This is a genomic window from uncultured Eudoraea sp. (assembly GCF_947258525.1).
GTDB lineage: Bacteria > Bacteroidota > Bacteroidia > Flavobacteriales > Flavobacteriaceae > Eudoraea.
Map to the genome: position 1 here is coordinate 1 of NZ_CAMYIP010000066.1, position 24247 is coordinate 24247.

Here is a 24247-nt window from a genome sequence, read left to right on the forward strand (position 1 = left end):
AATTGATACCTTGCTAAAGGATGCCGGAATCATTCGAAACAAACTCAAAATTAGAGCTACAATTACCAATGCCCAGGCTTTTATTGAAGTACAGAAAGAATTTGGAAGTTTTAGTGACTATATCTGGGGGTTTGTAAACGGTAAACCCATAAAAAATTGTTTGGCAGATCATAGGGATGCTCCGGCAAAAACAACCCTTTCGGATGGTTTGAGTAAGGACTTAAAGAAGCGAGGGTTTAAGTTTGTTGGAAGTACTGTGGTTTATGCCCATATGCAGGCAACAGGAATGGTAAATGATCATGAAGTAAATTGTTTTAGATATGATGAAGTATAAGTGTTTCCTTTTTTTAATTATGGTCTTATTTCAGTATACAACTGGCCTGGCTCAAGTGAAGGTTGAGCGCGAACATAGAATTAAAAAAAATCAATTCCCGGATGCTGCTCATGAATTTATCAAAGAGAAACTGAAGGATGCCAAAAAAATTCGTTTTTATAAGGAAACAGATACCACAAAAATTAGTTATGAAGCGAAGTTTAAAAAAGACAAATTACACTACAGTATTGAATTTAATGACTCGGGCAAACTTGAGGATATTGAAATTCTAATCCAAGAAGTAGACGTCCCTAAGGATTCATGGTCAAACATCACGAAATTCCTCAGGGAAAAGTTTGATAGGTATAAGATTAGAAAGATTCAGCAACAATATCCTGTTACTTCCAATGAAACAGCGGAAACCACTTTAAATAATGCATTTCAAAATCTATTGATTCCATCCTTGAATTATGAAATTATGGTTAGGGGTAAAATACGTGACAACCATGCGGATTTTGAAATACTATTCGGTGCGGAGGGAAATTTTATTAAAATGAGGGAATCTCTTCCGGCTAACTATGATCATGTCCTTTATTAACCCTCCCAAAATATTATTTTTTTTATTTTTTTTATCCTCTTTCCTTAGGGCTCAGGACAATTTCACTACATTTATTGAACCTCGTTTAGCTTTCAACTATAAGCTATCTAAATTGTATTCTCACAATTGGTCTGTTGCCAATAGGAGTACAATATATGAATCATCAGAATTAAAATTTAATGCGCTTCAATTTGATATCAGTCATTTTTCAAATTTTAGAATAGGTGCTAGTCAAAATTTGAGTCTCGGACTTTTATTCAGGTATTCTGAACTATTTGAACGGGAAAGCATAAATGAATTTCGAATAACGGAACAATACAATATAATATTCAGCTCCAATAAGGTCAGATACGGACATAGGGTTAGAGTTGAACAAAGAATTACATCGCTGCTAACAATTCATCGCTTTAGATATAGATTTGCTTTAGACATGCCCCTGGAAGGTCAGAATCTGGATGTAGGTGAAAGTTATTTTATAGGAAACACCGAAACACTTCTTAATGTAGGAAAAGATCTAAAGCCAATTTACGAACAACGTTTTGCAGCAAATTTTGGTTGGCTATTAAGCTCTAAGACCAAATTGCAATTTGGGCTTGAATATAGATTGCTTAATTTTACAGAGACTATTCAACATAGAACGTTATTGCTTTCTTCCCTTAACTTCAGCCTGTAGTAATTCTAAAAATTCCTTTCTCGGGATTTCTTCTGCCCCCAAACTTTCCAAATGTCTGGTATATAGCTGACAATCGATAAATTTATAGTTTTGTCTTTCAAGGTCCTGGGCTAATTTTATAAATGCAAATTTGGATGCATTTGATACCTTAGAAAACATACTTTCACCACAAAACACATCTCCCAGATCAATGCCGTAAAGGCCACCAACCAATTTCTTTTCTTCCCAGACCTCATAGGACTTGGCAATTCCCAGATAATGAAGTTTCAAATAGGCCTCTTTCATATTATCGGTAATCCATGTCCCTGCCTGCCCCGCTCTCTCTATTTCGGCACAGGCTTCCAGTACTTCCTTAAAGCATTTATTCCTGGTTAAAGTGAACCGGGTACCCGACATAAATTGTCGCATACTTTTAGAAATCCTTATTTTTTTGGGGAATAAGACCATCCTTGGATCCGGACTCCACCATAAAGCCAATGAATCGTCATTAAACCAGGGGAATATGCCTGATTTATATGCGAGTAGTAATCTTTCCGGTGATAAATCTCCGCCAACTGCCAATAATCCCTCCGAATTTGCATTATCTATCGGAGGGAACTCCAGACGTTCTGTTAAAAAGTAAATATCCGAATTCTTGTTTTTCAAGTTTAGCAGCTTTTGAATTACCGGTCAACCTAAAAATACTTTAAAGTTTTAAAGGACTTATATCTAAAATGGAAGATCGTCATGATCTTCTTCATTTAGTTCTTCAGCTGGTTCAAATGCCTCAATTGGAGGCACCGGAGGCATTCCACTTTCCCCTTGATCTGTTTGCAGCGATTCTATTCGCCATCCCTGTACGGAATTAAAATATTTTACCTCACCTTGAGGGTTTGTCCACTCTCTTCCTCTGAGGTTAATGCTGATTTTTACGGTTTCTCCAACATTATGTTTATTAAGTAAATCACATTTATCCTGAACGAATTCTACCAATATATGTTGGGGATACTGTTCTTCTGTAGTAACAACCACCTCTCTTTTTCTAAAACCATTATTACCAAAGGTTTTAGTCTCACTAATCAATTTAATTTTTCCTTGTATTTCCATTTAATTTACTATTTATTAGTAATACTTTCCACGCCGAAAGTATCTTATTATTATCTAAATATTCTCTTATTATTTTTAGTAGTTCTCCTGAATCCTTGTTCTTAACAATTGACCTAATTTGATCATTTGCATCCAGGAATTCTTCTATATCTTTTTTGTCTGGGATTTTTTCAATATTACCCAATAAACCCAAATCGTTGCCCGAAAGCATTTTAAGTGATTTTATTTCTTCTGGTATATTGTCAACCCCTATGCCAAGCCCGGAAAGTGGTTTTGGAACTTCAAACATGCCCTTATTAGCTCTGCTATACCAATTACCACCCATCCTTGCAACCTGATCAATTTTAAATTGGTCTATTAAACCGTTTTCGTCTAAAATTGTTTCATGTAGATGCATTTTAACAACTTCCGAAAAAACCAGATTCCCTGCACCTCCCTCTTTGCCCAGCGCTTCAACCTTTGTTACTTTGCATTCAAACTGTACCGGAGATTCGGCAACTCTATACGGTCTCACCAAATCCGAATCTAACATCGTTAACCCAGCTTTTATAAATTCATTTTCTTTTTCCCCATATTCTGTGCTGGTCAAAGACATTTGCTGAACGAGCTCATAATTTACAATATTAATAACCACTTCCTTTATTTTAAGCACGTTATCCAGTGTATGTTTAGTAGTATTATTACGTACTCTTCTTGCTGGTGAGAATATCAATATTGGTGGGTTTGCGCTAAAAACATTAAAAAAACTAAAGGGAGACAGGTTTGGAATTCCTCTTTCGTCTATGGTACTTGCAAAGGCAATTGGTCTGGGCCCAACAGCACCCAAAAGATAGGAATGTAGCTTACCTGTAGCAATCTCGGAAGGTATTATTGATATGGCTTTTTGCATCATAACAAAGGTATGTAAATTGTGCTCCAATTAAAACTTTAACACACCAGGAGAACACAACATTTTAGGTCAATTTCAGTTATCTTTATTGCTCATTAACCACTAGGATGAAATTTAATTCACAAAAGAAGACTTCTAATCTGTTTTTACTAATAGCATCCTTTGCTATTGTGAGTCTAATCCTATGGAATACCAATAGTTTTTTTAAAAAATTTAAGGAAGAAGAGCGCCATAAGATGGAGATATGGGCTACCGCACAGTCCGAGTTATTGCAATCTTCAGAGAATAGAGATCTGGGAAATCTACACGTGAAGATTTTTCAAAATAATACTTCAACACCAATGATTCTGGTAAATATGGATGGGTCTATAAGAACCAATAACATGCCTGAAGAATTAGTTGCGGATACTATTTATTTAAAGAAAAAAATTAAAAAATTTAAGTCGGAAAATACCCCTATTTCTATTGATTATGATAATGAACAGCTAGCCACTCTCTATTATGGTAATTCAGAAGTATTAAACAAACTAAAATATTACCCTATTGCCCTATTGTTAATCATATTTTTATTTGCAGCGGTTATTTTCTTTTTCTTTAAAACCAATAAAGCCTCTGAGCAAAACAAACTTTGGGCCGGAATGGCCAAAGAAACGGCCCATCAGATTGGCACACCCCTGACTTCACTTCTTGGCTGGAATGAACTATTGAAAAGTGAACAAATCAACCCGGATATTACCAAAGAAATTGAAAAAGATATTGGCAGACTTCAGAATATAACAGAACGTTTTTCCAAAATAGGTTCCCTCCCAAAACTTGAAGAACACGACATTGTAAAGGAAACCAGAAATGCTTTTGAATATCTAAAACTCAGGAGTTCTAAACTTATTCATTTTACCTTTAATTCTCAGGTTGAACAACTTCCTATTCTTTTAAATAGCTCATTATACAATTGGACCATTGAGAATTTGGTTAAAAACGGCATTGATGCCATGAAGGGCAAGGGCAACATTGCAATAGAAATAATTCCGGAAGGCAAGTATGTTAATATTTTAGTTTCGGACACCGGACATGGCATTGCGAAAGGAGACTTCAATTCTATTTTCAATCCCGGTTATACTTCAAAAAAACGGGGCTGGGGTTTAGGATTATCGCTCGTTAAAAGAATAATTGAAGAGTACCATAAAGGAAAGATAAAAGTGCTTTCTTCGAGCAAGGAAGGTACCATAATGCAGATATCATTAAAATCAGATAAAAAATAGATGGTAAAAGAAAAGTTAATTATATTAAAAGAAGCAGAAATTACGAATAATTGCCCCGAATGTTTTAATCAGGATATGAAGCTTACATTTTATCAAAAACACTTATTTGGGCGACTTTATCATAGGACAACGGCAACGGTCACACATCAAATTAAATGCAATAAATGCGAAAGTATTATCTACCCGGTGAAATGGACCGAAGATATTGAACGTATTTTTGAATATTACCAAAAAATGGTCAATCCGGAAAAAGCGAGCATTAAATTCACCGCTTTATTTTATATACTAATATTATCACCCTTCCTAATTGCGGGTATATTATACTACTTATTCCAAAGTGGTATCATTTCAATTTAGAACGAATTTTTAATCCAATCTCCTGAAATTCTTCATGGGATAATTTAACTTTCTTAGTGAAAGTTGCCTCCACCATTTTATTCAAGGGAATAAGATGAACATGAACATGTGGTACTTCCAAACCTATTACCGTAATGCCAACCCTTTTGCAGTCTATTGCCGCTTCTATAGCCTTACCCACTTTTCTGGAAAATGCCATTAACTGCAGATAGTCAGCTTCTTCCATATCCGTTATTTTGTCTACTTCCTTTTTTGGTACGCAAAGGGTATGGCCTTTTGCATTGGGATTAATGTCCAGGAAGGCAAAACAATTATCGTCTTCTGCTATTTTGTAAGACGGAATCTCTCCGTTTACTATTTTTGTAAAAATACTCCCCACAGCGAATTAAGTGTTAAATAATATTCCTGCCAATATTGACAGGATTAAAGATAAAGATTTTTAACTCCTGCTTATCTCCAGAATATCAAATTTTAGAGTCCCGTTGGGTACTGTTATTTCGGCAACATCACCTACTTCTTTACCCAGTAGTCCTTTGCCAATTGGTGAAGTAACAGAAATTTTTCCCGCCTTTAAATCGGCTTCACTTTCAGCTACAAGAGTGTAGCTAAGTACCATACCATTTTGCTGATTTTTAAGTTTTACAGTCGATAGTACCAATACTTTAGATGTATCTAGTTGAGATTCATCAATTAACCTCGCATTAGACAACGTTTCCTCCAGTTTAGATATTTTTAACTCTAATAAACCCTGTGCTTCCTTAGCAGCATCATATTCAGCGTTCTCAGAAAGATCACCTTTATCTCTTGCATCAGCTATTGCTTGAGAAGATTTAGGTCTTTCAACATCCCTAAGGTGGTTTAATTCCTCTTTCAGTTTTTTTAATCCTTCCTCAGTGTAATAAGAAACAGTACTCATAACTTCATAATTTATTGAACATAAAAAGATTGCTCAAAATCATTAAACAATAAATCCTACGAAAACGCAGGATTAGTTTAAACAATCATTTCGATGTAACTAATTTAAGATAAACACATTATGTGGGATTTTTCATCAAAATGAGGTTTAACTGATAAGAAAATCCCCTTTTTTAAAGAGGATTTAACGCAAAGATACATATTTTTTGTTCAATTTTGTTTACGTCACTCTGAATTGAATCCTTTTATATGAAAAGAATATCTTTCTGGTTAGTTTTTATTTTACTGCTGGCTTGCAGCAAAGATCAAGGAAACCGCAATCCCTATTTAATAGAGGTTGGATTCAGGTTTGAAGTTAATCTTAATTTGCCTTTATATAGTCCTTTAACTAACACGGGTAATGCCATATTCATTGGCAATCAGGGCGTGGGAATAAGAGGTATTTTTGTTATAAATAAAGGTTTCGACGATTTTTTTGCCTGGGAGGCCAGTTGTCCCAATCATGCTCCAAGCGTATGTTCTACAATGGATCTCAATGGTCAAACTGTAATTTGTTCATGTGATGATTATGAATATAGCCTGTTCACAGGACAACAACTAAACAGACCGGATGACGGTGAGCGTTATTATGACCTTTTGTTTTACAACACTTCATTTAATGGAACATCCGTTGTAATTTCTAACTGAGGTAGGGAGATCTCAATTAATTATCAGACTAACTTTAGAAATTGAATGTTGCTCCCAGCAGAAAGTTTATCCCTGCCTGCGGGTAATAGCCTGCACCTTCTATAGTAGTTATGGTTCCCGGATTAGAAAAATCGTCATCAAAAGTAAAAAAGTAACCATTTGATACAATTTCTGCGTCAAAAATATTGTTAATCAGTCCTGAAAGTACAATGCTTTTTACGAATGAGTTTGTATTTAAAGTGTATTGAATATTGAAATCTGTTTGTGAATAGCTATCAAGAACAGAGCCGGCGGCATCAATATTTGCCATAAATTGCTTTCCAACATATTTTGTAAGCAAAGACATTTGAAATTGTTCCTTTGGCAAATAAGTAAGAATGTTACCTATCACTATTTCGGGAGAGTAGGCAATATTGGTATTGCCTAAGTTTTCTAGCTCACCATCTCTCTGAAAAACAAAATCAATATTTTTATTTGAACTAAGGGCTATGTTTGGTTGTAATTTAAAGTACTTCCCTATATTCATATTGGCATCTACTTCAAGACCCAGGCGGTAACTGTCGCCCACGTTTGCCCTTAGGGGGGCCCCAACATCATTTAGTTCTCCTGTTAGTACCAACTGATCTTTATACCTCATATAATATACATTGGTACTCACCTGAACAGAAGGTGATACATACCGCCAACCCAGTTCAAGGTCATTTAGTCTTTCCGGTTTAGGATTGCCGTTCTCATAATCATTCCTGTTTGGCTCACGATTGGCTACTGCATAGGAGAGATATAAATTATTTTTGGTATTAAGATCATAGGTGACACCAAGTTTAGGATTAAAGAAATTAAATGTATCATCCACAATTCCGGTGTCTTCCCCATTTGCAGTGTAGCTAACTGTTCTAAATTGTAAGTCTCCAAAAAGTCTCCACTTTTCAGAAATCTCATAGTTTATTTTTCCAAACATATTAAAATCTGTTTTTTTTGTTTCGTCATCGTAATATCTATCCCTAATCATGCTATTACCTGCAAAACGAGCCCAGATTACTTCACCAAAATGATCTCCATTATAAGAATTCCACCCTCCGCCAATGATAAGGTTAACTTTGTCTTTTTCATATTTAGCTGAAAATACAGTTCCATAAAAATCATTATCAAGCCAGCGGCGGCGAACTAAGTCCGTAGTATTTACCAATTCTCCGTTTACTAAGATTGGTGAGAATCCGTAAGTTGCAAAATCATCGTCCTCTCTGAATTGCTCAAAGTAGCCACGTCCATGGGTATAATGAAATGCAATATTGGTGCTCCATAAAGGAGATATTTTCTCATTCCAAAGTAGTTGAAAATGATCTTGTTTATAATTGTCCTCTTCCCTGTCATAAAACTGTATGTTGCCATTTTCATCTGTATATATCCCGGCAGGGTTAAATGTTCTATTGGTGGCAAGTGTTTCTGCATCAATGCCAAACCATGATTGGTAAGTAACTTCGTGTCCTCCAAATAGGAGGGCTTTTATTAAGGTATTATCGTCAATATAAGAGCCTTGTAAAAAATAGGAATCCAGTTCAGAAGAAGCCCTGTCAATATAGCCATCGGATGTTATTCTGGATAATCTCCCGGAAATTTCAATATGTTCATTTAACAATCCTGTACTAAACTTAATGTTGTTACGCAGCGTATTAAAGCTACCATAGGAAGAGGAAATTTGCCCATAAGCTTCTAAAGAGGTGGCATCTGTCAATATATTTAAACTTGCTCCAAAAGCCCCTGCCCCGTTTGTTGATGTTCCTACTCCGCGTTGTAATTGCAGGTTTTCTGTGGAAGAAGCAAAATCTGGTAAATTTACCCAAAACGTGCCATGCGATTCAGAATCATTATATGGTATTCCGTTAATAGTAACATTAACCCGGGTAGCATCGCTTCCCCTAACACGTATGCCTGTATAACCCACTCCGGCACCTGCATCTGAAGTTGTTACTACAGCAGGCAAAAAGTTCATAAGAATTGGGATATCCTGCCCCAGATTTCTGGAGGTAATCTCTTCCTTTGCCAGGTTGGAATATGTTACTGGAGTTTCTTGGGTAACCCGTATGGCTGAAACAAAAACCTCATCTAAAATTATTTTTTCAAGGGCAGTAGTATCTGGCTCTTGTTGTTGAGCATAAGAATTTAACCCAATAGAAACTAAGAAAAAAATAGTGATAATAGCCTTCATTCGTTGTTCAATTACACGAATAAAAGGGGTTCTATTCTAATTTTTATGATTCCTTCTTTTCCTGAAGAAACAGGAAAAAATCCAAATGGCGACGTTCGCCTCCCTTAGCAGCATTACCTGCCCAGGTTCATTGGGTATAATCTCAGCTTATCCTGAATGTATTGAAAAAAATGCATTACTCGAATACTATTACATTTAATACTTCTTTTCAGGAATTCGCACCCCTTTTGAGATGATTCAAATTTACGATGGTAGTTTCATTTTTCATAATAAAACCCGATAAATTAAAAAGGGTTTCAGCCCGGTAATACCATTTTTTAGAGCATAAACATATATTCTTCAATTAAGCAGGCTGATGGGTAGGCTTTAAAAGATCATTAACTGTTTTTACCGGGTTAAAAGTGAGTAAGGGAACTTCAACAAATATTGTATTCCAAAAGGCCATTGCACCATTCCAAAGCCTAGGTAATTTAAGAGATTTTAGCTCTTTGCCATCTTGCGTTTTTAGCGTAATAAAACCCTGTTTAGGATCAACAAAGTTCAGAAGGTTATATTTCTCACCCATAAAGTTCCTTACGCCGCACACAATATCAACCGGATTAAAATGTGTTGAATTTCTTAAAATAGTCATCTGGCCTTCATCTGAGCTATCTATTTGGGCAGATTCTACGATTTGCAATGAAATATGATCATGGGCGTCCCTAATCCAAAAAGGACCGCCGCCCGGTTCTCCTTCATTCTTAACCATCCCGCAAACGCGAATGGGTCTGTTGATTTTATCTTTTAATATTTCCAACTGCTCTGAGATGCTAAAACTTGAAAAACTATCTAAAAACCTGACATTCAGGTCATTTTCTAAAAATGTTTTAATTTCATGCAGCTGTTCGCCCGTAATATCATTTCTATCTAACTGATAGGCATAGGCAAATGCTTTTTGTTGTACTTCCAGAAGCAATCCGGCTAGTACTTTTTTGCTTGTTGCAAGTTCAACTTCGTGTTTAGGAACGACTACATTATCTATGTTTTTAATAAAAATAATATCCGCATTTTGCTCATTTAAATTCTCAATAAGCGCTCCATGTCCGCCGGGTCTGAATAACATTGAACCATCATCCTTCTTAAACGGTTCATTATCCAGGGTAACTGCTATTGTATCTGTAGAAGCTTTTTGATTGGAATACGTAACCTCAAATTCTGTTTTTGTCGCTTTTGACACCCTTGGCCCTGCAATTTTAAATTCTTCATTAAAAAAGGAATGGTGTTGCTCAGAAATGGTAAAATGCAATTTTGCTTTATTGTTTACCGCAGTATAGGCCGAAGCTTCCTTTAAATGCTCCTCGAATGGAGTGGCGGTAAATTTCCCGTAATCATGAAAGGGCAAAAGTCCCTTTGGATAAAACCCATAATTGAGACAATCTTCCAGCAACATTTCACTTACAAAAAAATATTTGATGTCATTGCCCGAACCAGCCTTTTTTATTATACGTTTTTGAACTATATCGTAAAAAGGAAATTTTTTAATTTGTTTGAAAAAGGTCTTTAAATCGGTATCATTTAATCTCTCTATATAGGCATCTACACTCTCGCTACCCGGATCATAATGCTCTAAAAAATTAAAGAGGGATTTAAACATCCTTGATGCCGCACCGGAAGCGGGAACAAATTTCATTAAACTTAAAAGTCTATTTAACTCTTCGAACTTACTAACCAATTTTTTCTCTCTGGCCTTAGTTAATTTTATGATGCCATCTGAAACTATTGCGGCCTTTTCTAATCTTACAAATGGTATCCCCTCCTTAAATGTCTCTATCTGATCCAGAACCTTTTCTTTTGAGATTCCTTTTTCCTGTAGTTGTTGCAAATCCATTGGTGAAAACTCAATCATATATCCAGTAATTTATCGATAGATTTAGTGGCAATTGCCAGCCTTTTTTGATTATCGCCATTTAAAATAACGAAATTCTTCTTATACTTTTCCAATGTTTCTTTAAAATAAAGAAACATATGTTCGCGTTCATTAGGTTTGTCCCTAAGATCGTCTTTTTCCCATGGAATATCTATTGAAGTAAGCAGGTAAAGATCGTATGAATTTTCTAAAGCGTATTTTTCCAAAACAGGGTCGCAGTAACCGAGATAATAGGCTTCAGAATAAACTTTAGTCTCCAATAAATCTGTATCACAAATAAGAAGCTTGTTTGCTTTTTCTGTCAAATAATTTTCCAAACGCATTTGACCTTCTGCAATAGGGATCAAATCATTTGGTTCACAGGTTTTTTGTTCCTTATTCCACTTTTCCTGTAAATATTCTCGAGCGTACTCGGGCACCCATTCGGTTTTATAGTGATTGGAAAGGTCCCTGGCTAAGGTTGTCTTTCCGGTAGATTCAGGTCCAAAAAGCACTACTTTAATAATGTCAGCGGGCTTTTGTTTAAGTTTTTCTTCCATGCCATATAGCCGTAAATGGCAATTATGGTGAATAATAAATATTGAAGCGATGTAAAAATTAGTCCTTTATACAAATATAAAGGAACTGTGATTATATCGCCAATTATCCAATAGGTCCAATTTTCCAGTTTCTTTTTAGCCATAAGCCACATCCCTACAAAGAAAATGGCCGTTGTAATGGTATCTACATAGGCCGTCCAACTATTAAATTTATCAAATAAGGTATAGACCAGAAAAACAAAAACAAGGGCTCCAACAAAAAGCAATACAGACCATATTTTCTCCTGCCTGTTCGTTCTGGTAATAGGAATAAAATGGTCTGCATCTACTTTTCTTGTCCAGAAAATACCCATAATATATAAACAAAAATACCTGTGCTGATTATCCCGGTTGGAAATACTAAGATATTCTCTCTTTTCGCATACCACACACTTAAAATTCCAAAGACAACCCCTATCATTTCAAGAATGACCATAAATGTTGGGGTATCCTGGTATTGTGCAAAAACCCAATCAAAAATTTGGCTCATAATTGCTTCGGTCTGATTTTACGATTTTGATGTACATTAAACCATTTTCCACTAATTCCAAAGCAAGTTTAATTTCTGTATTAAGCCATTCCATTATATCATCATAATCTCCGTAAATCTGTGTGCTTAGAGGGTTTTCGCTGATAGTAAACCCTGAATCGCGTATTTTTTTAATAAATTTTTTAATTAACTCTTCGTAATTATCCTGAAGCGGTGTTAAGGTCAGTTCAACAGATATATCCATAGTTTGTAAATTAAATTCCAGCCGGGTTTCTTATTAAACCTCATTTTTTATTGCATATACACAGGTAAATCCTTCAAATTCAAGGAAAGAAATATCATAATTAGTCAGAGAACCCTTATAATTTATTACGCCTGTTGTAGAACTATCAGTCTTTGTAAAATCATTAATATATATATGATCCATAAAGCTTAGCCCATGTGTGGCATATATCTTAAAGAGAGATTCTTTTGCACCCCATATAATGGTAAGTTTTTTTACCAGTTCTATCTGACTTTCAATGCCTCCATAATCTTCCATAGTAGTAAACTTGTGTCCAATGATGGCTATTTTGTCGCGTTGCTTCTCAATATCAATACCAACCTCATCAACCTGACTTATAATTATTCCTGTAAATTGATATGAATGTGTAATTGAGATATGTTTTCCATCTTTCAAATGCGGCTTTCCAGCCTGGTCATAAAACAGATCGCTGTCAACATAGCCAGCTAATCCCATTAAGTGCCTGATACTTAAGAATCCCCTCCTGTGCAGTTCAGACTTCATACCGTCCATCCGGAGTTGGCATGCATTGGTAAGCTTAATATTCAAGGCAAGTTCATTTTCAGATTCAGTGATCTTCCAGATGTATAACTTAATTCTTGGATTAACTGCTATAGTTTTGTAAAGAGGCATATTATTTTTTAAGTTTTCATTACCTTTGCTTGCTGAAATTCTTAATAGAATTTCTGTTAGGCGAATGTAAAAAATAAAAAAGATATGCAAACCAAGACAATACCATATGTACCATACAAGGTCAAAGATATTTCATTGGCAGAATGGGGAAGAAAAGAAATAAACTTAGCTGAAGCAGAGATGCCAGGGCTAATGGCATTACGTGAAGAATATAAAAAAGAACAACCCCTTAAGGGTGCTCGTATTGCCGGTTGTCTGCACATGACAATACAAACTGCTGTATTGATAGAAACACTTACTGCCCTGGGTGCAGATGTTACCTGGAGTTCATGCAATATATTTTCCACTCAGGATCATGCCGCAGCCGCTATTGCTGCTGCAGGAATACCCGTATATGCATGGAAAGGCATGAATGAGGAAGAATTTGATTGGTGCATTGAACAGACGCTATTTTTTGGTAAAGATCGGAAGCCACTGAATATGATACTGGACGACGGCGGCGATCTAACCAATATGGTACTGGATCAATTTCCTGAATTAACATCAGGAATTAAAGGCCTGTCAGAAGAAACAACAACCGGAGTTCACAGACTGTACGAGCGTTTTAAAAATGGAGTATTGCCAATGCCTGCCATTAATGTGAATGATTCGGTTACCAAATCAAAATTTGACAATAAATACGGTTGTAAAGAAAGTGCGGTTGATGCTATTCGCAGGGCAACAGATACTATGCTTGCAGGTAAACGTGTTGTTGTTGCAGGTTATGGTGATGTTGGAAAAGGTACTGCAGCTTCCTTCAGAGGGGCCGGAGCTATAGTTACAGTTACCGAGATAGACCCTATCTGTGCATTACAGGCCTGTATGGACGGTTATGAGGTAAAAACACTGGATAGCGTAGTTGGGAAAGCAGATATTGTGATTACTGCTACCGGAAACAAAGACATAATCAGGGAAGAACATTTTAGAGCTATGCGCGATAAAGTTATTGTTTGCAATATTGGGCATTTCGATAACGAAATAGATATGGCATGGCTAAATGGCAACTATGGTAAAACTAAGGATGAGATTAAACCTCAGGTAGATAAATATACCATTGATGGAAAGGACATTATAGTGCTGGCTGAAGGCCGATTGGTTAATTTGGGATGTGCCACAGGTCATCCAAGCTTTGTCATGAGTAATTCATTTACGAATCAAACCCTGGCGCAAATAGAACTTTGGAATAATAGTGATAACTATGAAAACAAAGTATATATGCTGCCTAAGCATTTAGATGAAAAAGTTGCTAAACTGCATTTAGCGCGTTTGGGTGCGGAACTAACGCAATTACGAAAAGATCAGGCGTCCTATATTGGTGTTGAGGTTCAAGGACCCTTTAAGCCCGACTACTACAGGTATTAGGAGTAATATTTATTCCAGACAAACAAAAAACCCATTATGAAAACATAATGGGTTTTTATTTTGAGTTATTCAATTGAGCATTATGCCTCAAAAGGCTCTATGGAAACATAAGACTTTCCGCCAGCTTTCTTTTGAAACTTTACTAGTCCGTCTACCTTAGCGTGTAAGGTATGATCTTTACCTGAGTAAACATTATTGCCAGGGTAGTGTTTGGTTCCACGTTGTCTTACAATGATATTTCCTGCAATAGCAGCTTGTCCTCCAAAAATCTTAACGCCTAAACGTTTCGATTCTGACTCTCTACCGTTTTTTGAACTACCTACACCTTTTTTATGTGCCATGATATTATTTTTTATACCAAGCCTGGGCCTGTATTAGTTATTCTTTTATTTATTCAATGCCTCAATAAGATCGGCCTTTTTCATCGAAGAAATACCTGTTATTCCTTTAGCTTTAGCCATTTCCTTTAATTCTGCTACCGTCTTTTTGCTTAAGTCAATTGCTTCTTTAGGTGCTGCTTTCGCTTTTTCAGCCTTAGCCTTAGGAGCTTCAGCTTTTGGGGCTGCCTTTTTAGCCGGTGCAGCTTTCACAGGAGTTAGGAGCTTCAGCTTTTGGGGCTGCCTTTTTAGCCGGTGCAGCTTTCACAGGAGCTTCTTTCTTCGTTTCAGCCTTGGCCTTCACTTTTTTAGCGCCCTTAGCTGTAATACCTTCGATTACCAACTCTGTTAAATACTGGCGATGCCCGTTTTTCTTTCGATATCCTTTACGTCTTTTCTTTTTAAAGACAATAACTTTGTCACCTTTAAGGTGTTTAACGACTTTAGCCTCTACTGCGGCTCCGTCTATAGCTGGGGCGCCAACTGTAATGTTCTTACCAACTTCTAAAAGAAGTACGTTGTGAAAAGAAACTTTCTTTCCTTCGTCTTCCTGTAAACGGTGAACATATACTTTTTGGTCTTTTGCAACTTTAAATTGCTGCCCTGCTATTTCTACAATTGCATACATAGCGTAAAATTAAATATTTTTATTTCCCTTTAAAAGCGCTTTTTAGCAAATTAAATGCCTGAGGTACCCTAAAGGCGGGTGCAAATATACTGCTAAATTGGGAAATCACAAGAGTTTTTTTGTTCTAAACAGATTTTTTATTGAGGTTCTTGGGAGTTTTAAACAGCTGCATAAACGTAAGTGTTAATACCAGGGTCGTAGCAAAACCCATAATTGCTACAGTGAAGAATACAATTCCCTCAAAATTTTTAAAATTATTAAACCAGCTGGTTGATAGCTGCTTTAAAAATTCTGTATTTATTTCAGTGGAATAAAGAGCAAAAAAGAAGGTGAAAATTAGCGTTGCCACGAAACCAGTCACCATTCCGGCTTTAAATCCTACCCCATAGTTAAAGTTGTATTTTTCCTGAAGTCTAAAATATTTTATAGCCTCATAAATTCCAAAACCGGTAATTACCCCATTAAATAGACTAAAAAATACATTGGTGTGAAGACCAAACAGCGATAAAACCAAAAAATATGCAATAAGGCTCCCGCTAGTGGCGATACCAAAGCGTATTGGAAGGGCAATTCTCTTCATATTCTTTTTTTTGACTTACGCTGATCAAAATAATGATAATTGTTCAATTATCATATAAAATCTTGTTAAAGAAGCAGAGTTTTCTTTCACTTAAGCTTGAAAAATTTATATTAGCTTCTCTTTAAATTCTATTTAAACGAGCACACGAATTAATCTATTAACTAAATTTTTATGAAAAGATATTTTTACCTGTCATTACTTGCTTTCATTGCTTTTGTGGCCGTTACTGCTCAAGAAGTCGAGTATGAGGAATATGACCTGGATAACGGGCTTCATGTTATTTTGCATCAGGATAATACGGCTCCTGTGATAACCACTGCGGTAATGTACCATGTTGGGGGTAAAGACCGTACCGAAGGGCGTACAGGATTTGCCCACTTTTTTGAGCATCTGTTGTTTGAAGGGACAGAAAATATTGAAACAGGAACCTGGCGGGAAATTGTTTCCTCAAGAGGAGGTATTTTTAATGCCAACACATCGCAGGATCGAACCTATTATTATGTCATTTTGCCTTCAAACAATTTGCAATTAGGTCTGTGGATGGAATCGGAACGAATGTTACACCCTATTATTGACCAAAAGGGAGTGGATACCCAACAAGAGGTTGTAAAGGAAGAAAAGAGGTTAAGGGTTGACAATTCTCCTTATGGACAATTACTTACAGTTTTGGGAAAAAGCCTTTTTAAAGTTCATCCTTATAAAGATCCAAATATAGGCTATATGGAAGATCTGGATGCTGCTACGCTGGAGGATGTTATTGCTTACAACAAGAAGTACTATGTCCCCAACAATGCTGTATTAATAGTTGCCGGAGATATAGACATCCCTGAAACCAAGAAAATGGTATCAGACTATTTTGCTGAAATTCCAAGAGGCGCAGATGTGGTGAGAAATTATCCAAAAGAAATCCCAATAACAGCGGAAGAAGAGGTTACTACCTATGATCCTAATATTCAAATACCTTTGGGGGGAATAGCCTACAGAATTCCTGGTTTCAGAGATAGGGATGCGTATGTCCTTAATATGATATCTACCTATTTGAGTGATGGCAAGAGCTCTAAGCTTTATAAAAAAATAGTTGATGAGCAAAAACAAGGACTTCAGGTAGGGGCTATAAATCTTGAACAGGAGGATTATGGAATGTATTTAGTCTATGCTCTGCCTGTTGGTGAAACCTCATTGGATGTGCTAGTTTCCGAAATGGAAGAAGAAATCTCAAAAGTACGTTCGGAATTGATTTCTGAAAACGATTATCAAAAATTACAGAATAAATTTGAAAATAATTTTGTGAGTTCAAATTCAAGTATTGAAGGCATAACAAACTCTTTGGCAAGGAATTACCTGCTTTATGGCGATACCGAATTAATAAACAAAGAAATTGATATTTACCGATCTATTACGAGGGAAGAGATACAGGCCGTAGCCAATAAATATTTGAATACCAACCAAAGGGTTATCTTAAATTATTTACCAAAAGAAAATATTGACAATTGAAAATATGAAAAAATTATATTTTACGATCATAATTGCATTAATGGTCATTACCCTTAGTGCTCAGGTTGACAGAAGTGTTACACCTGAACCCGGCCCTGCCCCGGAAATTAATCTAAATGATCCGGAACGTTTTGAACTTCCTAACGGCCTTAAAGTTTTGATTGTTGAGAATCATAAATTGCCTAGGGTATCCATACAGCTCACAATAGATAATCCCCCCGTTGCAGAGGGCGATAAGGCTGGTGTATCTATACTTACGGGAAGTTTACTAGGAAATGGTTCTAAAACAATTTCCAAAGATGATTTTAATGAAGAGGTAGATTTTCTCGGAGCACGAATAAACTTCGGATTTCAAAGTGCTTTCGCTTCATCTCTATCTAAATATTTTCCCAGGATTCTGGAACTTATGGCGGATGCGGCAATTAATCCCAACTTCACCCAGGAAGAATTTGACAAAGAAAAGGCCAAATTAATTACCGCATTAAAATCTGAGGAAAAAGATGTTTCTGCAATTGCCAGCAGAGTTCAAAATGCCCTGGCGTATGGCGTTAATCATCCCAATGGTGAGTTTGCCACCGAAGAGACGGTAAACAATGTTACCATGGCGGATATTGAACGATTTTACAGAGAATTATTTGTGCCAGCTAATGCCTACCTTGTAGTAATAGGGGATGTGAAGTTTGATGAGGTAAAGGAATTGGTTTCCAAAAATTTTGACGATTGGGTAAAAGCATCACCACCTTCATTAGGATACTCAGACCCATTAGACGTTCAGTATACTCAGATCAACTTTGTTGATGTTCCTAACGCAGTGCAATCCGAAGTAACCGTTGAGAATCTGGTCAACCTTAAAATGAAAGATGAAGATTACCTGTCGGCTAAGATTACAAACTTTATTTTAGGCGGAGCATCTGTTAGCCGTCTGGAACAGAATTTAAGAGAAGACAAGGCATTCACTTATTATTCCAGATCAAGGCTTGGTGATAACAAATACGGGGCTTCTACATTTAAGGCATTTACTTCTGTAAGAAATATAGTTACTGACAGTGCAATTGTGGAATTATTGGGTGAAATAGACAAAATTATCACAGATCCAATCTCTGAAGAGGAATTGGAAATTGCAAAATCGGTATATGTCGGAAGTTTTGTGCTGGCCTTAGAAAAACCTTCTACAATAGCCAGATATGCTCTCAATATTGAAACAGAAGGTTTGCCCCCTGATTTTTACAAGACGTATTTAGAACGTATTAATGCAATTACCGTTGAAGATGTTCAGAAAGCGGCTCAGAAATACTTCCAAATAAAAAATGCAAGGATAGTAGTAGTCGGCAAAGGAAGTGACGTAATAGAAAGTCTTGAAAAGATTCCTTTTAATGGCCGAATGCTTCCTGTGAGCTATTATGATAAGTATGCAAAAGCCGTAGAGAAACCTAAATATGATATTGTTATACCGGAAGGTGTAAATGTACAGAGCGTTCTGGATGCCTATTTTGAGGCAATCGGGGGAAAAACAGCGGTGGACAAAATACAATCGTTAAAACTAGTTTACGAAGGGTCTGCAATGGGGTCATCAATTAAAACTGAGGAAAAAAGGACTGCCGACAAATATGTGCAAACTACCTTTATGAATGATGCCCCAATGATGGGAGTTATTGCAAAAGGAGATGAATTATTTATGAAACAAGGGGGCAACAAGGTTCCTCTACCGCCGGAAATGCAGCAAGATATGAAGTCCACAATTGGAATTTTTCCTGAACAGGGAATCGCTTTAAGCAACAAGGCAAAGCTCACAGGTACAGAAGATGTAGACGGAAAAGCGGCTTATAAAATTGAAGTGCCCGGGTCAACTGTTAAGGCTACATATTTTTATGATGTGGAATCAGGGTTAAAAGTTAAGGAAGCTACGGTAATTACAATGAATGGGCAATCACAGAACCAGGAAGTAAATTATAAAGACTATCAGGAAGTAGATGGGATTAAATTTCCCTCTGTAAGAGTTGGTTCTATGGGACCCCAAATGATTGAAACCAAATTGTTGGAAGCTGTCATTAATGTGGAAGTGTCAGAAGAAGATTTTAACTAGAAATCTATAACATTTAATATTTAAATGAGCACCTCAAATTAGGGGTGCTTTTTTATAGAATAAGGCCGCAGATTTCCTTAATTTTACAAACTCAAAAGACAATTATCATGAAAATTAAATATGCAATTTTCTCTGCTCTAACTTTGTTGTTTATTCTTTCCTGTAAAGAAAAAAAGGAAACTGAAACCCTTACGCAAATGAAAGAGGTTATGGCTATACATGACGAAGTGATGCCCAAAATGGGGACAATTGGAAAGCTTGTAGGCGAGCTAAAACCATTGGTAGACTCCACAGAAACCGGGGTTGCATATGAGATGGCCATGAAAGATTTACAAGCCGCTCATAAATCTATGATGGATTGGATGAAGGGTTTTGGAGATCGTTTTACCTCAGATGAAATCCTGAATGGCGCGGAACTAACGGAAGAAAAACAAATGTGGTTAAATGAAGAAGAAAAGAAGGTAATAGCTTTAAAAGAGCAGATCAATAGAAGTATTGAAAATGCTGAAAAACTACTGCAATAGAATTTAGAAAGGTAAACTATTCAAATCCACATTACCGCCTGAAATAATGACCCCTATAGATTTTCCCTGATAATTTTCCTTTTCGCGTATCAACGCTGCAAATGCAACGGCACTGGAAGGTTCTACAATGATCTTTAACCGCTCCCAGATAAGGCGCATAGCGCTAACTATTTCGTCTTCAGTGACGCGTATAATGTCGTGAACATATTTTTGGATTATTGGAAAAGTATTGTCTCCTAAAACTGTTTTTAATCCATCGGCAATAGTATTTGTAGTATAATTTGATTCAATCTTACCGCTATGGAATGAACGGTAGGCATCATCTGCCTCAAACGGTTCCCCGCCAATTACTTTGCAATTATCTCCAAAATAATTTGCGGACAATGCAGTACCGGCTATTAACCCTCCCCCGCCTATAGGGGTAAAAATAAAGTCTAGTTTTGGATAATCCTCCAGCAATTCCATGGCAGCGGTTCCTTGTCCTATTATTACGTTCATATCATTTGAGGGGTGAATAAAAGTAGCACCAGTTTCATGGGCAATTTTATTTGCCGTAGCCGTACGGGACTCGATCGTTGGATCACATTCCACAATATTACCCCCGTATTGCCTAACTGCTATCTTTTTAACCTTAGGCGCATTTGATGGCATGACTATATGCGCCTGTACTTTAAGACTCTGCGCAGCTAGTGAGAGTGCCTGAGCAAAATTTCCGGATGAATGTGTGACAACACCTTTCGCTCGTTCTTCTTTTGATAACAACAAGATTGCATTAGTGGCTCCTCTCATTTTATAGGCCCCCATGCGCTGAAAGTTCTCACATTTGAAGAATATTTTTGCTCCCGAAATGTCATTCAATAAACGGGATGTTAGTACAGGTGTGCGGTGTATGTATGGCTTTATCCTCTTATGGCAGTCTAGAAGTTGATTTCTGAACATAGATTACAAATCTTTTACTGGTGAGAATCTAAATATAAATTTATTCATTCCACCTCAGAGATTCCATTATTACCCTTATATCCTTTTGTAAATAAACAGCGGCAGGATAAATAGAATCATAATTGGGTTTCGCTCTGAAGTAAAGAGATCCTGTTACAAAATGTTGAGTGCTGTCTGTTACATAAAACTGTGCCTGTGAAGCAGCGTCCCCGGCAACTTCATAGAACATGCCGTACACCTGGTCTTTTTCATTGATGAATGGCTGTTCCATAATGTTATCAGCTTTAACTACGTGTTCGTAGGACAGTTTTTGAGCATCTGCCAGCAATTCTTCCAAATTATTCTTTACTTCTTTATAAGTAATAAAAATAGATCCTTTCATTAACGGGTAATCCAGGGTAACCGAAAAGTTTTTATTCTTTTTTACCTGTGCCTGTGCGTTATGTTCAAATTGAAATTTCTCTGAAACCAGCCTTTCTTTAGAGGACTCAGGATATTCTAAACGAAGCATGGCCTTTGGTTTTGGGAGGACGTCATCACCACATGAAACCAAAATTATACTGAAGATTAAAATATATAAATACCATTTACTATTCATGAGGCAAGGTTACTTTTATTTGCTTTAATCGTTTCTTATCAAGACTTTCAACCAAAAACTGGTAGTCCATATATTTAATTGTCTCTCCCCTTTTAGGAAAACTTCCTGATATTTCAAGCACAAATCCAGCTATTGTCTCAGATTCGCCTTTTTGTTCCTCAAAGTCTTCCTCATGTTTAATCTTAGTAACCCTGTAAAAGTCTTTCAAAGTTGTTTTTCCTTCAAAAATATAAGTAAAGTCATCGAGTTTGGAAAATATCAAATCTTCATCATCAAATTCGTCTGAGATATCCCCAACAATTTCCTCAATTACGTCTTCAAGGGTAACAATACCTGAAGTACCGCCATACTCATCAACAACTACAGCCAGATGGTTTTTTTTATCCTGAAATTCTAATAGAAGATCATCCAGTTTTTTATTTTCAGGCACAAAAAACGGTTCTCTTATAAGCGTTAACCAATTAAAATTTTTCCTGTCTATATAAGGTAGCAAATCCTTAACATAGAGAACTCCCAATACATTATCCATATTTTCAGAAAATACAGGTATTCTGGAATAGCCATGATTAGTTATTTGTTCTAAAACCTCCGTGAATTTCATCTCTTCACTTAATGCGAAAATATCTATTCGGGGTCTCATAACTTGTTTTGTATCTGTATTGCCGAAAGAAACTATTCCCTTCAAGATTTTTTGTTCTTCTTTTGTGGTGTCCCCTTCAGAAGTTAGTTCAAGTGCCTGAGAAAGGTGATCTACACTAAGATTAGATTTTTGTTTTCCCAGTCTGTTGTACATGAATATAGTGGCAGAACGCATTGGAGAACTTAAAGGAGTGAAGAGGATATCGAGGATTTTTAAAGGATATGCCATAAATATGGAAAACTGAAATCTATTTCTATTCGCATAAATCTTAGGAAGTATTTCACCAAACATCAAAATTAAAAAAGTGGCCACCAACACTTCAAGTAAAAACCTAACTGATATAAAACCAAACAGCACATAATTAATTTGTGAAAATAAGGTGTCTCCAATGGAATTAAACAAAAGCACTATCCCGATATTGATCGAATTATTAGCAATCAGGATTGTTGCCAGGAGCTTTTTAGGACGAGTTAATAATTTTACGACTATCTTCCCTCTTACAGTCTTTTTCTCTTCTATTTCATTTAAATCGGTTGGGGAGAGGCCAAAAAAAGCTACTTCTGCTCCTGAAATAAGGGCTGAACAAATTAAAAGCACCAATAGAATTACAATTTCTAATACAAAAGTGCTCTCAATTACGACAAGATTTATAAATAAACTAAGGGGGTCAGGATCCAATAGTAAAAATTTACTTTTAGTTGTTTAGAATGGTAAATCATCATCCTGTTCCTGTTCATTGACAGGCAGTACTTCTTTGGTTGTATTCGGTTGAGTAGTTCCCGATGATGGCTGATTCCTTGAAAGATTACCCGTATCACCAGCCATACTTTCCTTTTTCGTGGATAGAAATGTGAAATCCTGAACATTAACTTCTGTAGTGTATCTGGTATTGCCGTCCTCTCCCTGCCATTGTCTGGTTTTTAATCTGCCCTCAACATATATTTTGTCTCCCTTACTAAGGTATTTTTCACATATTTCTGCGGCTTTATTACGAACAACAATATTATGCCATTCTGTATTCGTTACCTTTTCTCCGGTTTGCTTATTGGTATAAGTTTCATTTGTTGCAATAGGGAATCTCCCTATGCAGTTACCTCCTTCAAAATAATGCATTTTTACTTCGTCTCCCAGATGCCCGATTAGCATCACCTTATTCAATGTTCCGCTCATAATATTTTAGTTATTTCAAAAGTACGAATTTTTGAGTGTTTTTATAAACTCTTCAATTAAAACAGGTACCGGATATTTATCCAGCTCTTTAGCAGATAATCCGTTTGGCAACCGGTCTTTGGTTTTAACTATCCAAAACTTGGTATGCAAGTGCTGGTGAGACAATTTATGTATAATGGTTTTATCTGATGACTCATAAACCAGATGGGGTTCCTGAAGTGTAAGAATTTCGGGCAATCTTTGTTTTACAACATTAAGACTTACTTCCTGCTTCGTTTCCAATAGTGGAAATTCGTATAAATTACGCCAAATATCTTTCCCCGATCTTTTTATAAGGTGTGTATTGCCATAATCATCCAGAACAACCAGATAGTTAAAAAAACGCTTTTTTATCTCCGCCTTTTTTAGTTTTGCCGGAAATTTATCAATACTATTCGTCTGGTATGCAATACATGTTTCATTTAAGGGGCAGGATAAGCATAAAGGGTTTTTAGGAGCGCACTGAATGGCGCCAAATTCCATAATTCCCTGATTATAATCTCTAATGTTCTCGTGGATCAATAGTTCCCTGGCCAAATTTTTGAAATATGCTATACCTTTGGAAGAATTTATTGGAATATCAATGCCAAAATACCTCGATAATACTCTATAAACATTTCCATCTACAACCGGTTCTGGTTGGTTAAAACTAATTGATGCAATGGCACTTGCGGTATAATCTCCCACTCCTTTTAATTTCATTAATTCTTTATAAGTATCAGGAAAATGTCCATTGTATTCTTCCACTATTGTTTTGGCGGTAAAATGAAGGTTTCTGGCCCGGGAATAGTACCCAAGTCCCTGCCATAGTTTTAAAACTTCTTCTTCGCTGGCATTTGCTACGTCATATACCGTAGTGAAATACTTAATCTTTTTAATATAGTATGGCGTTTCCTGTGCT

Annotated in this window: 26 protein-coding genes and 2 pseudogenes; 9 read left to right on the forward strand and 19 right to left on the reverse strand. The window is 36.3% G+C overall.

All coding sequences use genetic code 11. The features are described 5' to 3' along the window. The 3 genes from Q0X89_RS05205 to Q0X89_RS05215 form a co-directional block, all read left to right on the forward strand. Positions 1-334: DNA-3-methyladenine glycosylase I (locus tag Q0X89_RS05205; protein ID WP_297691826.1), on the forward strand; the 334-nt coding region annotated here is incomplete at its 5' end. Continuing rightward, on the forward strand, positions 321-911 hold the full coding sequence (locus Q0X89_RS05210; protein ID WP_297691828.1) for a hypothetical protein: 591 nt from the start codon (positions 321-323) through the stop codon (positions 909-911). The genes Q0X89_RS05205 and Q0X89_RS05210, both read left to right, overlap by 14 nt. Continuing rightward, positions 898-1584, forward strand: coding sequence for a DUF2490 domain-containing protein (locus tag Q0X89_RS05215; protein ID WP_297691830.1), 687 nt, complete (start codon positions 898-900; stop codon positions 1582-1584). The genes Q0X89_RS05210 and Q0X89_RS05215 overlap by 14 nt, the downstream gene beginning before the upstream one ends. Here the strand turns inward: Q0X89_RS05215 and aat are convergent. From aat to Q0X89_RS05230, 3 genes are all read right to left on the reverse strand, one after another. Next, the gene (aat, locus tag Q0X89_RS05220; RefSeq protein WP_297691832.1) at positions 1552-2229 is read right to left on the reverse strand and encodes a leucyl/phenylalanyl-tRNA--protein transferase; all 678 of its coding nucleotides are present in this window, start codon (positions 2227-2229) and stop codon (positions 1552-1554) included. The genes Q0X89_RS05215 and aat overlap by 33 nt on opposite strands. A 63-nt stretch (positions 2230-2292) precedes the next feature. Beyond that, positions 2293-2670, reverse strand: a complete 378-nt coding sequence (locus Q0X89_RS05225) for a DUF3127 domain-containing protein (RefSeq protein WP_297691834.1) — start codon at positions 2668-2670, stop codon at positions 2293-2295. Beyond that, the gene (locus Q0X89_RS05230; protein ID WP_297691875.1) at positions 2648-3559 is read right to left on the reverse strand and encodes a flavin reductase; all 912 of its coding nucleotides are present in this window, start codon (positions 3557-3559) and stop codon (positions 2648-2650) included. The genes Q0X89_RS05225 and Q0X89_RS05230 overlap by 23 nt, the downstream gene beginning before the upstream one ends. Positions 3560-3666: 107 nt before the next feature. Between Q0X89_RS05230 and Q0X89_RS05235 the strand changes: the two genes are divergently transcribed. Further along, positions 3667-4818 carry a HAMP domain-containing sensor histidine kinase gene (locus Q0X89_RS05235; protein ID WP_297691836.1) on the forward strand — a complete coding sequence of 384 codons (1152 nt, stop codon included), beginning with the start codon at positions 3667-3669 and terminating at the stop codon, positions 4816-4818. 343 nt (positions 4819-5161) lie between these two features. Here Q0X89_RS05235 and Q0X89_RS05240 read toward each other — a convergent pair whose 3' ends face one another. Both Q0X89_RS05240 and greA read right to left on the reverse strand, forming a co-directional pair. Further along, entirely contained in the window at positions 5162-5554 is a 393-nt protein-coding gene (locus Q0X89_RS05240) for an HIT family protein (protein ID WP_297691838.1), read from the reverse strand. Positions 5555-5614: 60 nt separating this feature from the next. After that, on the reverse strand, positions 5615-6091 hold the full coding sequence (gene greA / locus Q0X89_RS05245) for a transcription elongation factor GreA (RefSeq protein WP_297691840.1): 477 nt from the start codon (positions 6089-6091) through the stop codon (positions 5615-5617). Positions 6092-6339: 248 nt separating this feature from the next. Between greA and Q0X89_RS05250 the strand changes: the two genes are divergently transcribed. Next, entirely contained in the window at positions 6340-6777 is a 438-nt protein-coding gene (locus tag Q0X89_RS05250; RefSeq protein WP_297691842.1) for a hypothetical protein, read from the forward strand. A 34-nt stretch (positions 6778-6811) separates the two neighbouring features. Here Q0X89_RS05250 and Q0X89_RS05255 read toward each other — a convergent pair whose 3' ends face one another. The 6 genes and pseudogenes from Q0X89_RS05255 to Q0X89_RS05280 all read right to left on the reverse strand — a co-directional run bounded on the left by Q0X89_RS05255 (position 6812) and on the right by Q0X89_RS05280 (position 12873). Then, positions 6812-8983: a TonB-dependent receptor gene (locus Q0X89_RS05255; RefSeq protein WP_297691844.1), complete on the reverse strand. Its 2172-nt coding sequence runs from the start codon at positions 8981-8983 to the stop codon at positions 6812-6814. A gap of 343 nt (positions 8984-9326) precedes the next feature. Further along, positions 9327-10868, reverse strand: coding sequence for a DUF4301 family protein (locus Q0X89_RS05260; protein ID WP_297691846.1), 1542 nt, complete (start codon positions 10866-10868; stop codon positions 9327-9329). After that, positions 10865-11428: an ATP-binding protein gene (locus tag Q0X89_RS05265; protein WP_297691848.1), complete on the reverse strand. Its 564-nt coding sequence runs from the start codon at positions 11426-11428 to the stop codon at positions 10865-10867. The genes Q0X89_RS05260 and Q0X89_RS05265 overlap by 4 nt, the downstream gene beginning before the upstream one ends. Next, positions 11383-11957 (reverse strand): annotated as a pseudogene (gene pnuC, locus Q0X89_RS05270) (nicotinamide riboside transporter PnuC). The gene Q0X89_RS05265 and the pseudogene pnuC overlap by 46 nt, the downstream one beginning before the upstream one ends. Then, positions 11941-12201 (reverse strand): thiamine-binding protein, encoded by a 261-nt coding sequence (locus Q0X89_RS05275; RefSeq protein WP_297691850.1) that lies wholly within the window; start codon positions 12199-12201, stop codon positions 11941-11943. Before Q0X89_RS05275 ends, pnuC begins: the two are co-directional and overlap by 17 nt. Before the next feature lie 33 nt (positions 12202-12234). Next, on the reverse strand, positions 12235-12873 hold the full coding sequence (locus Q0X89_RS05280; RefSeq protein ID WP_297691852.1) for a 4'-phosphopantetheinyl transferase superfamily protein: 639 nt from the start codon (positions 12871-12873) through the stop codon (positions 12235-12237). 84 nt (positions 12874-12957) lie between these two features. Here Q0X89_RS05280 and ahcY point away from each other — a divergent pair, with 84 nt between their 5' ends. Beyond that, positions 12958-14274 carry an adenosylhomocysteinase gene (gene ahcY, locus Q0X89_RS05285; RefSeq protein WP_297691854.1) on the forward strand — a complete coding sequence of 439 codons (1317 nt, stop codon included), beginning with the start codon at positions 12958-12960 and terminating at the stop codon, positions 14272-14274. 80 nt (positions 14275-14354) lie between these two features. Here ahcY and rpmA read toward each other — a convergent pair whose 3' ends face one another. The 3 genes and pseudogenes from rpmA to Q0X89_RS05300 all read right to left on the reverse strand — a co-directional run bounded on the left by rpmA (position 14355) and on the right by Q0X89_RS05300 (position 15859). Then, entirely contained in the window at positions 14355-14615 is a 261-nt protein-coding gene (gene rpmA, locus Q0X89_RS05290; RefSeq protein ID WP_297691856.1) for a 50S ribosomal protein L27, read from the reverse strand. A 45-nt stretch (positions 14616-14660) separates the two neighbouring features. Next, positions 14661-15279: pseudogene (rplU, locus tag Q0X89_RS05295) on the reverse strand (50S ribosomal protein L21). 124 nt (positions 15280-15403) lie between these two features. Beyond that, positions 15404-15859 carry a DUF4199 domain-containing protein gene (locus Q0X89_RS05300; protein WP_297691858.1) on the reverse strand — a complete coding sequence of 152 codons (456 nt, stop codon included), beginning with the start codon at positions 15857-15859 and terminating at the stop codon, positions 15404-15406. A 171-nt stretch (positions 15860-16030) separates the two neighbouring features. Between Q0X89_RS05300 and Q0X89_RS05305 the strand changes: the two genes are divergently transcribed. The 3 genes from Q0X89_RS05305 (at position 16031) to Q0X89_RS05315 (ending at position 19960) form a co-directional block, all read left to right on the forward strand. Next, entirely contained in the window at positions 16031-17353 is a 1323-nt protein-coding gene (locus tag Q0X89_RS05305) for a pitrilysin family protein (protein ID WP_297691860.1), read from the forward strand. Positions 17354-17357: 4 nt separating this feature from the next. Beyond that, positions 17358-19436 (forward strand): pitrilysin family protein, encoded by a 2079-nt coding sequence (locus Q0X89_RS05310; RefSeq protein ID WP_297691862.1) that lies wholly within the window; start codon positions 17358-17360, stop codon positions 19434-19436. Between the two features lie 107 nt (positions 19437-19543). Next, positions 19544-19960 carry a hypothetical protein gene (locus Q0X89_RS05315; protein ID WP_297691864.1) on the forward strand — a complete coding sequence of 139 codons (417 nt, stop codon included), beginning with the start codon at positions 19544-19546 and terminating at the stop codon, positions 19958-19960. A gap of 3 nt (positions 19961-19963) precedes the next feature. Here Q0X89_RS05315 and Q0X89_RS05320 read toward each other — a convergent pair whose 3' ends face one another. The 5 genes from Q0X89_RS05320 to Q0X89_RS05340 form a co-directional block, all read right to left on the reverse strand. Continuing rightward, entirely contained in the window at positions 19964-20899 is a 936-nt protein-coding gene (locus tag Q0X89_RS05320; protein WP_297691866.1) for a pyridoxal-phosphate dependent enzyme, read from the reverse strand. A 40-nt stretch (positions 20900-20939) separates the two neighbouring features. Beyond that, on the reverse strand, positions 20940-21497 hold the full coding sequence (gene gldD, locus Q0X89_RS05325; protein ID WP_297691867.1) for a gliding motility lipoprotein GldD: 558 nt from the start codon (positions 21495-21497) through the stop codon (positions 20940-20942). Then, complete coding sequence (locus tag Q0X89_RS05330) at positions 21490-22815, reverse strand: gliding motility-associated protein GldE (protein WP_297691869.1); 1326 nt, start codon at positions 22813-22815, stop codon at positions 21490-21492. The genes gldD and Q0X89_RS05330 overlap by 8 nt, the downstream gene beginning before the upstream one ends. A gap of 24 nt (positions 22816-22839) precedes the next feature. After that, complete coding sequence (locus Q0X89_RS05335) at positions 22840-23307, reverse strand: single-stranded DNA-binding protein (protein WP_297691871.1); 468 nt, start codon at positions 23305-23307, stop codon at positions 22840-22842. 15 nt (positions 23308-23322) lie between these two features. Beyond that, a partial coding sequence (locus Q0X89_RS05340; protein ID WP_297691873.1) for an A/G-specific adenine glycosylase occupies positions 23323-24247 on the reverse strand: 925 nt, incomplete at its 5' end.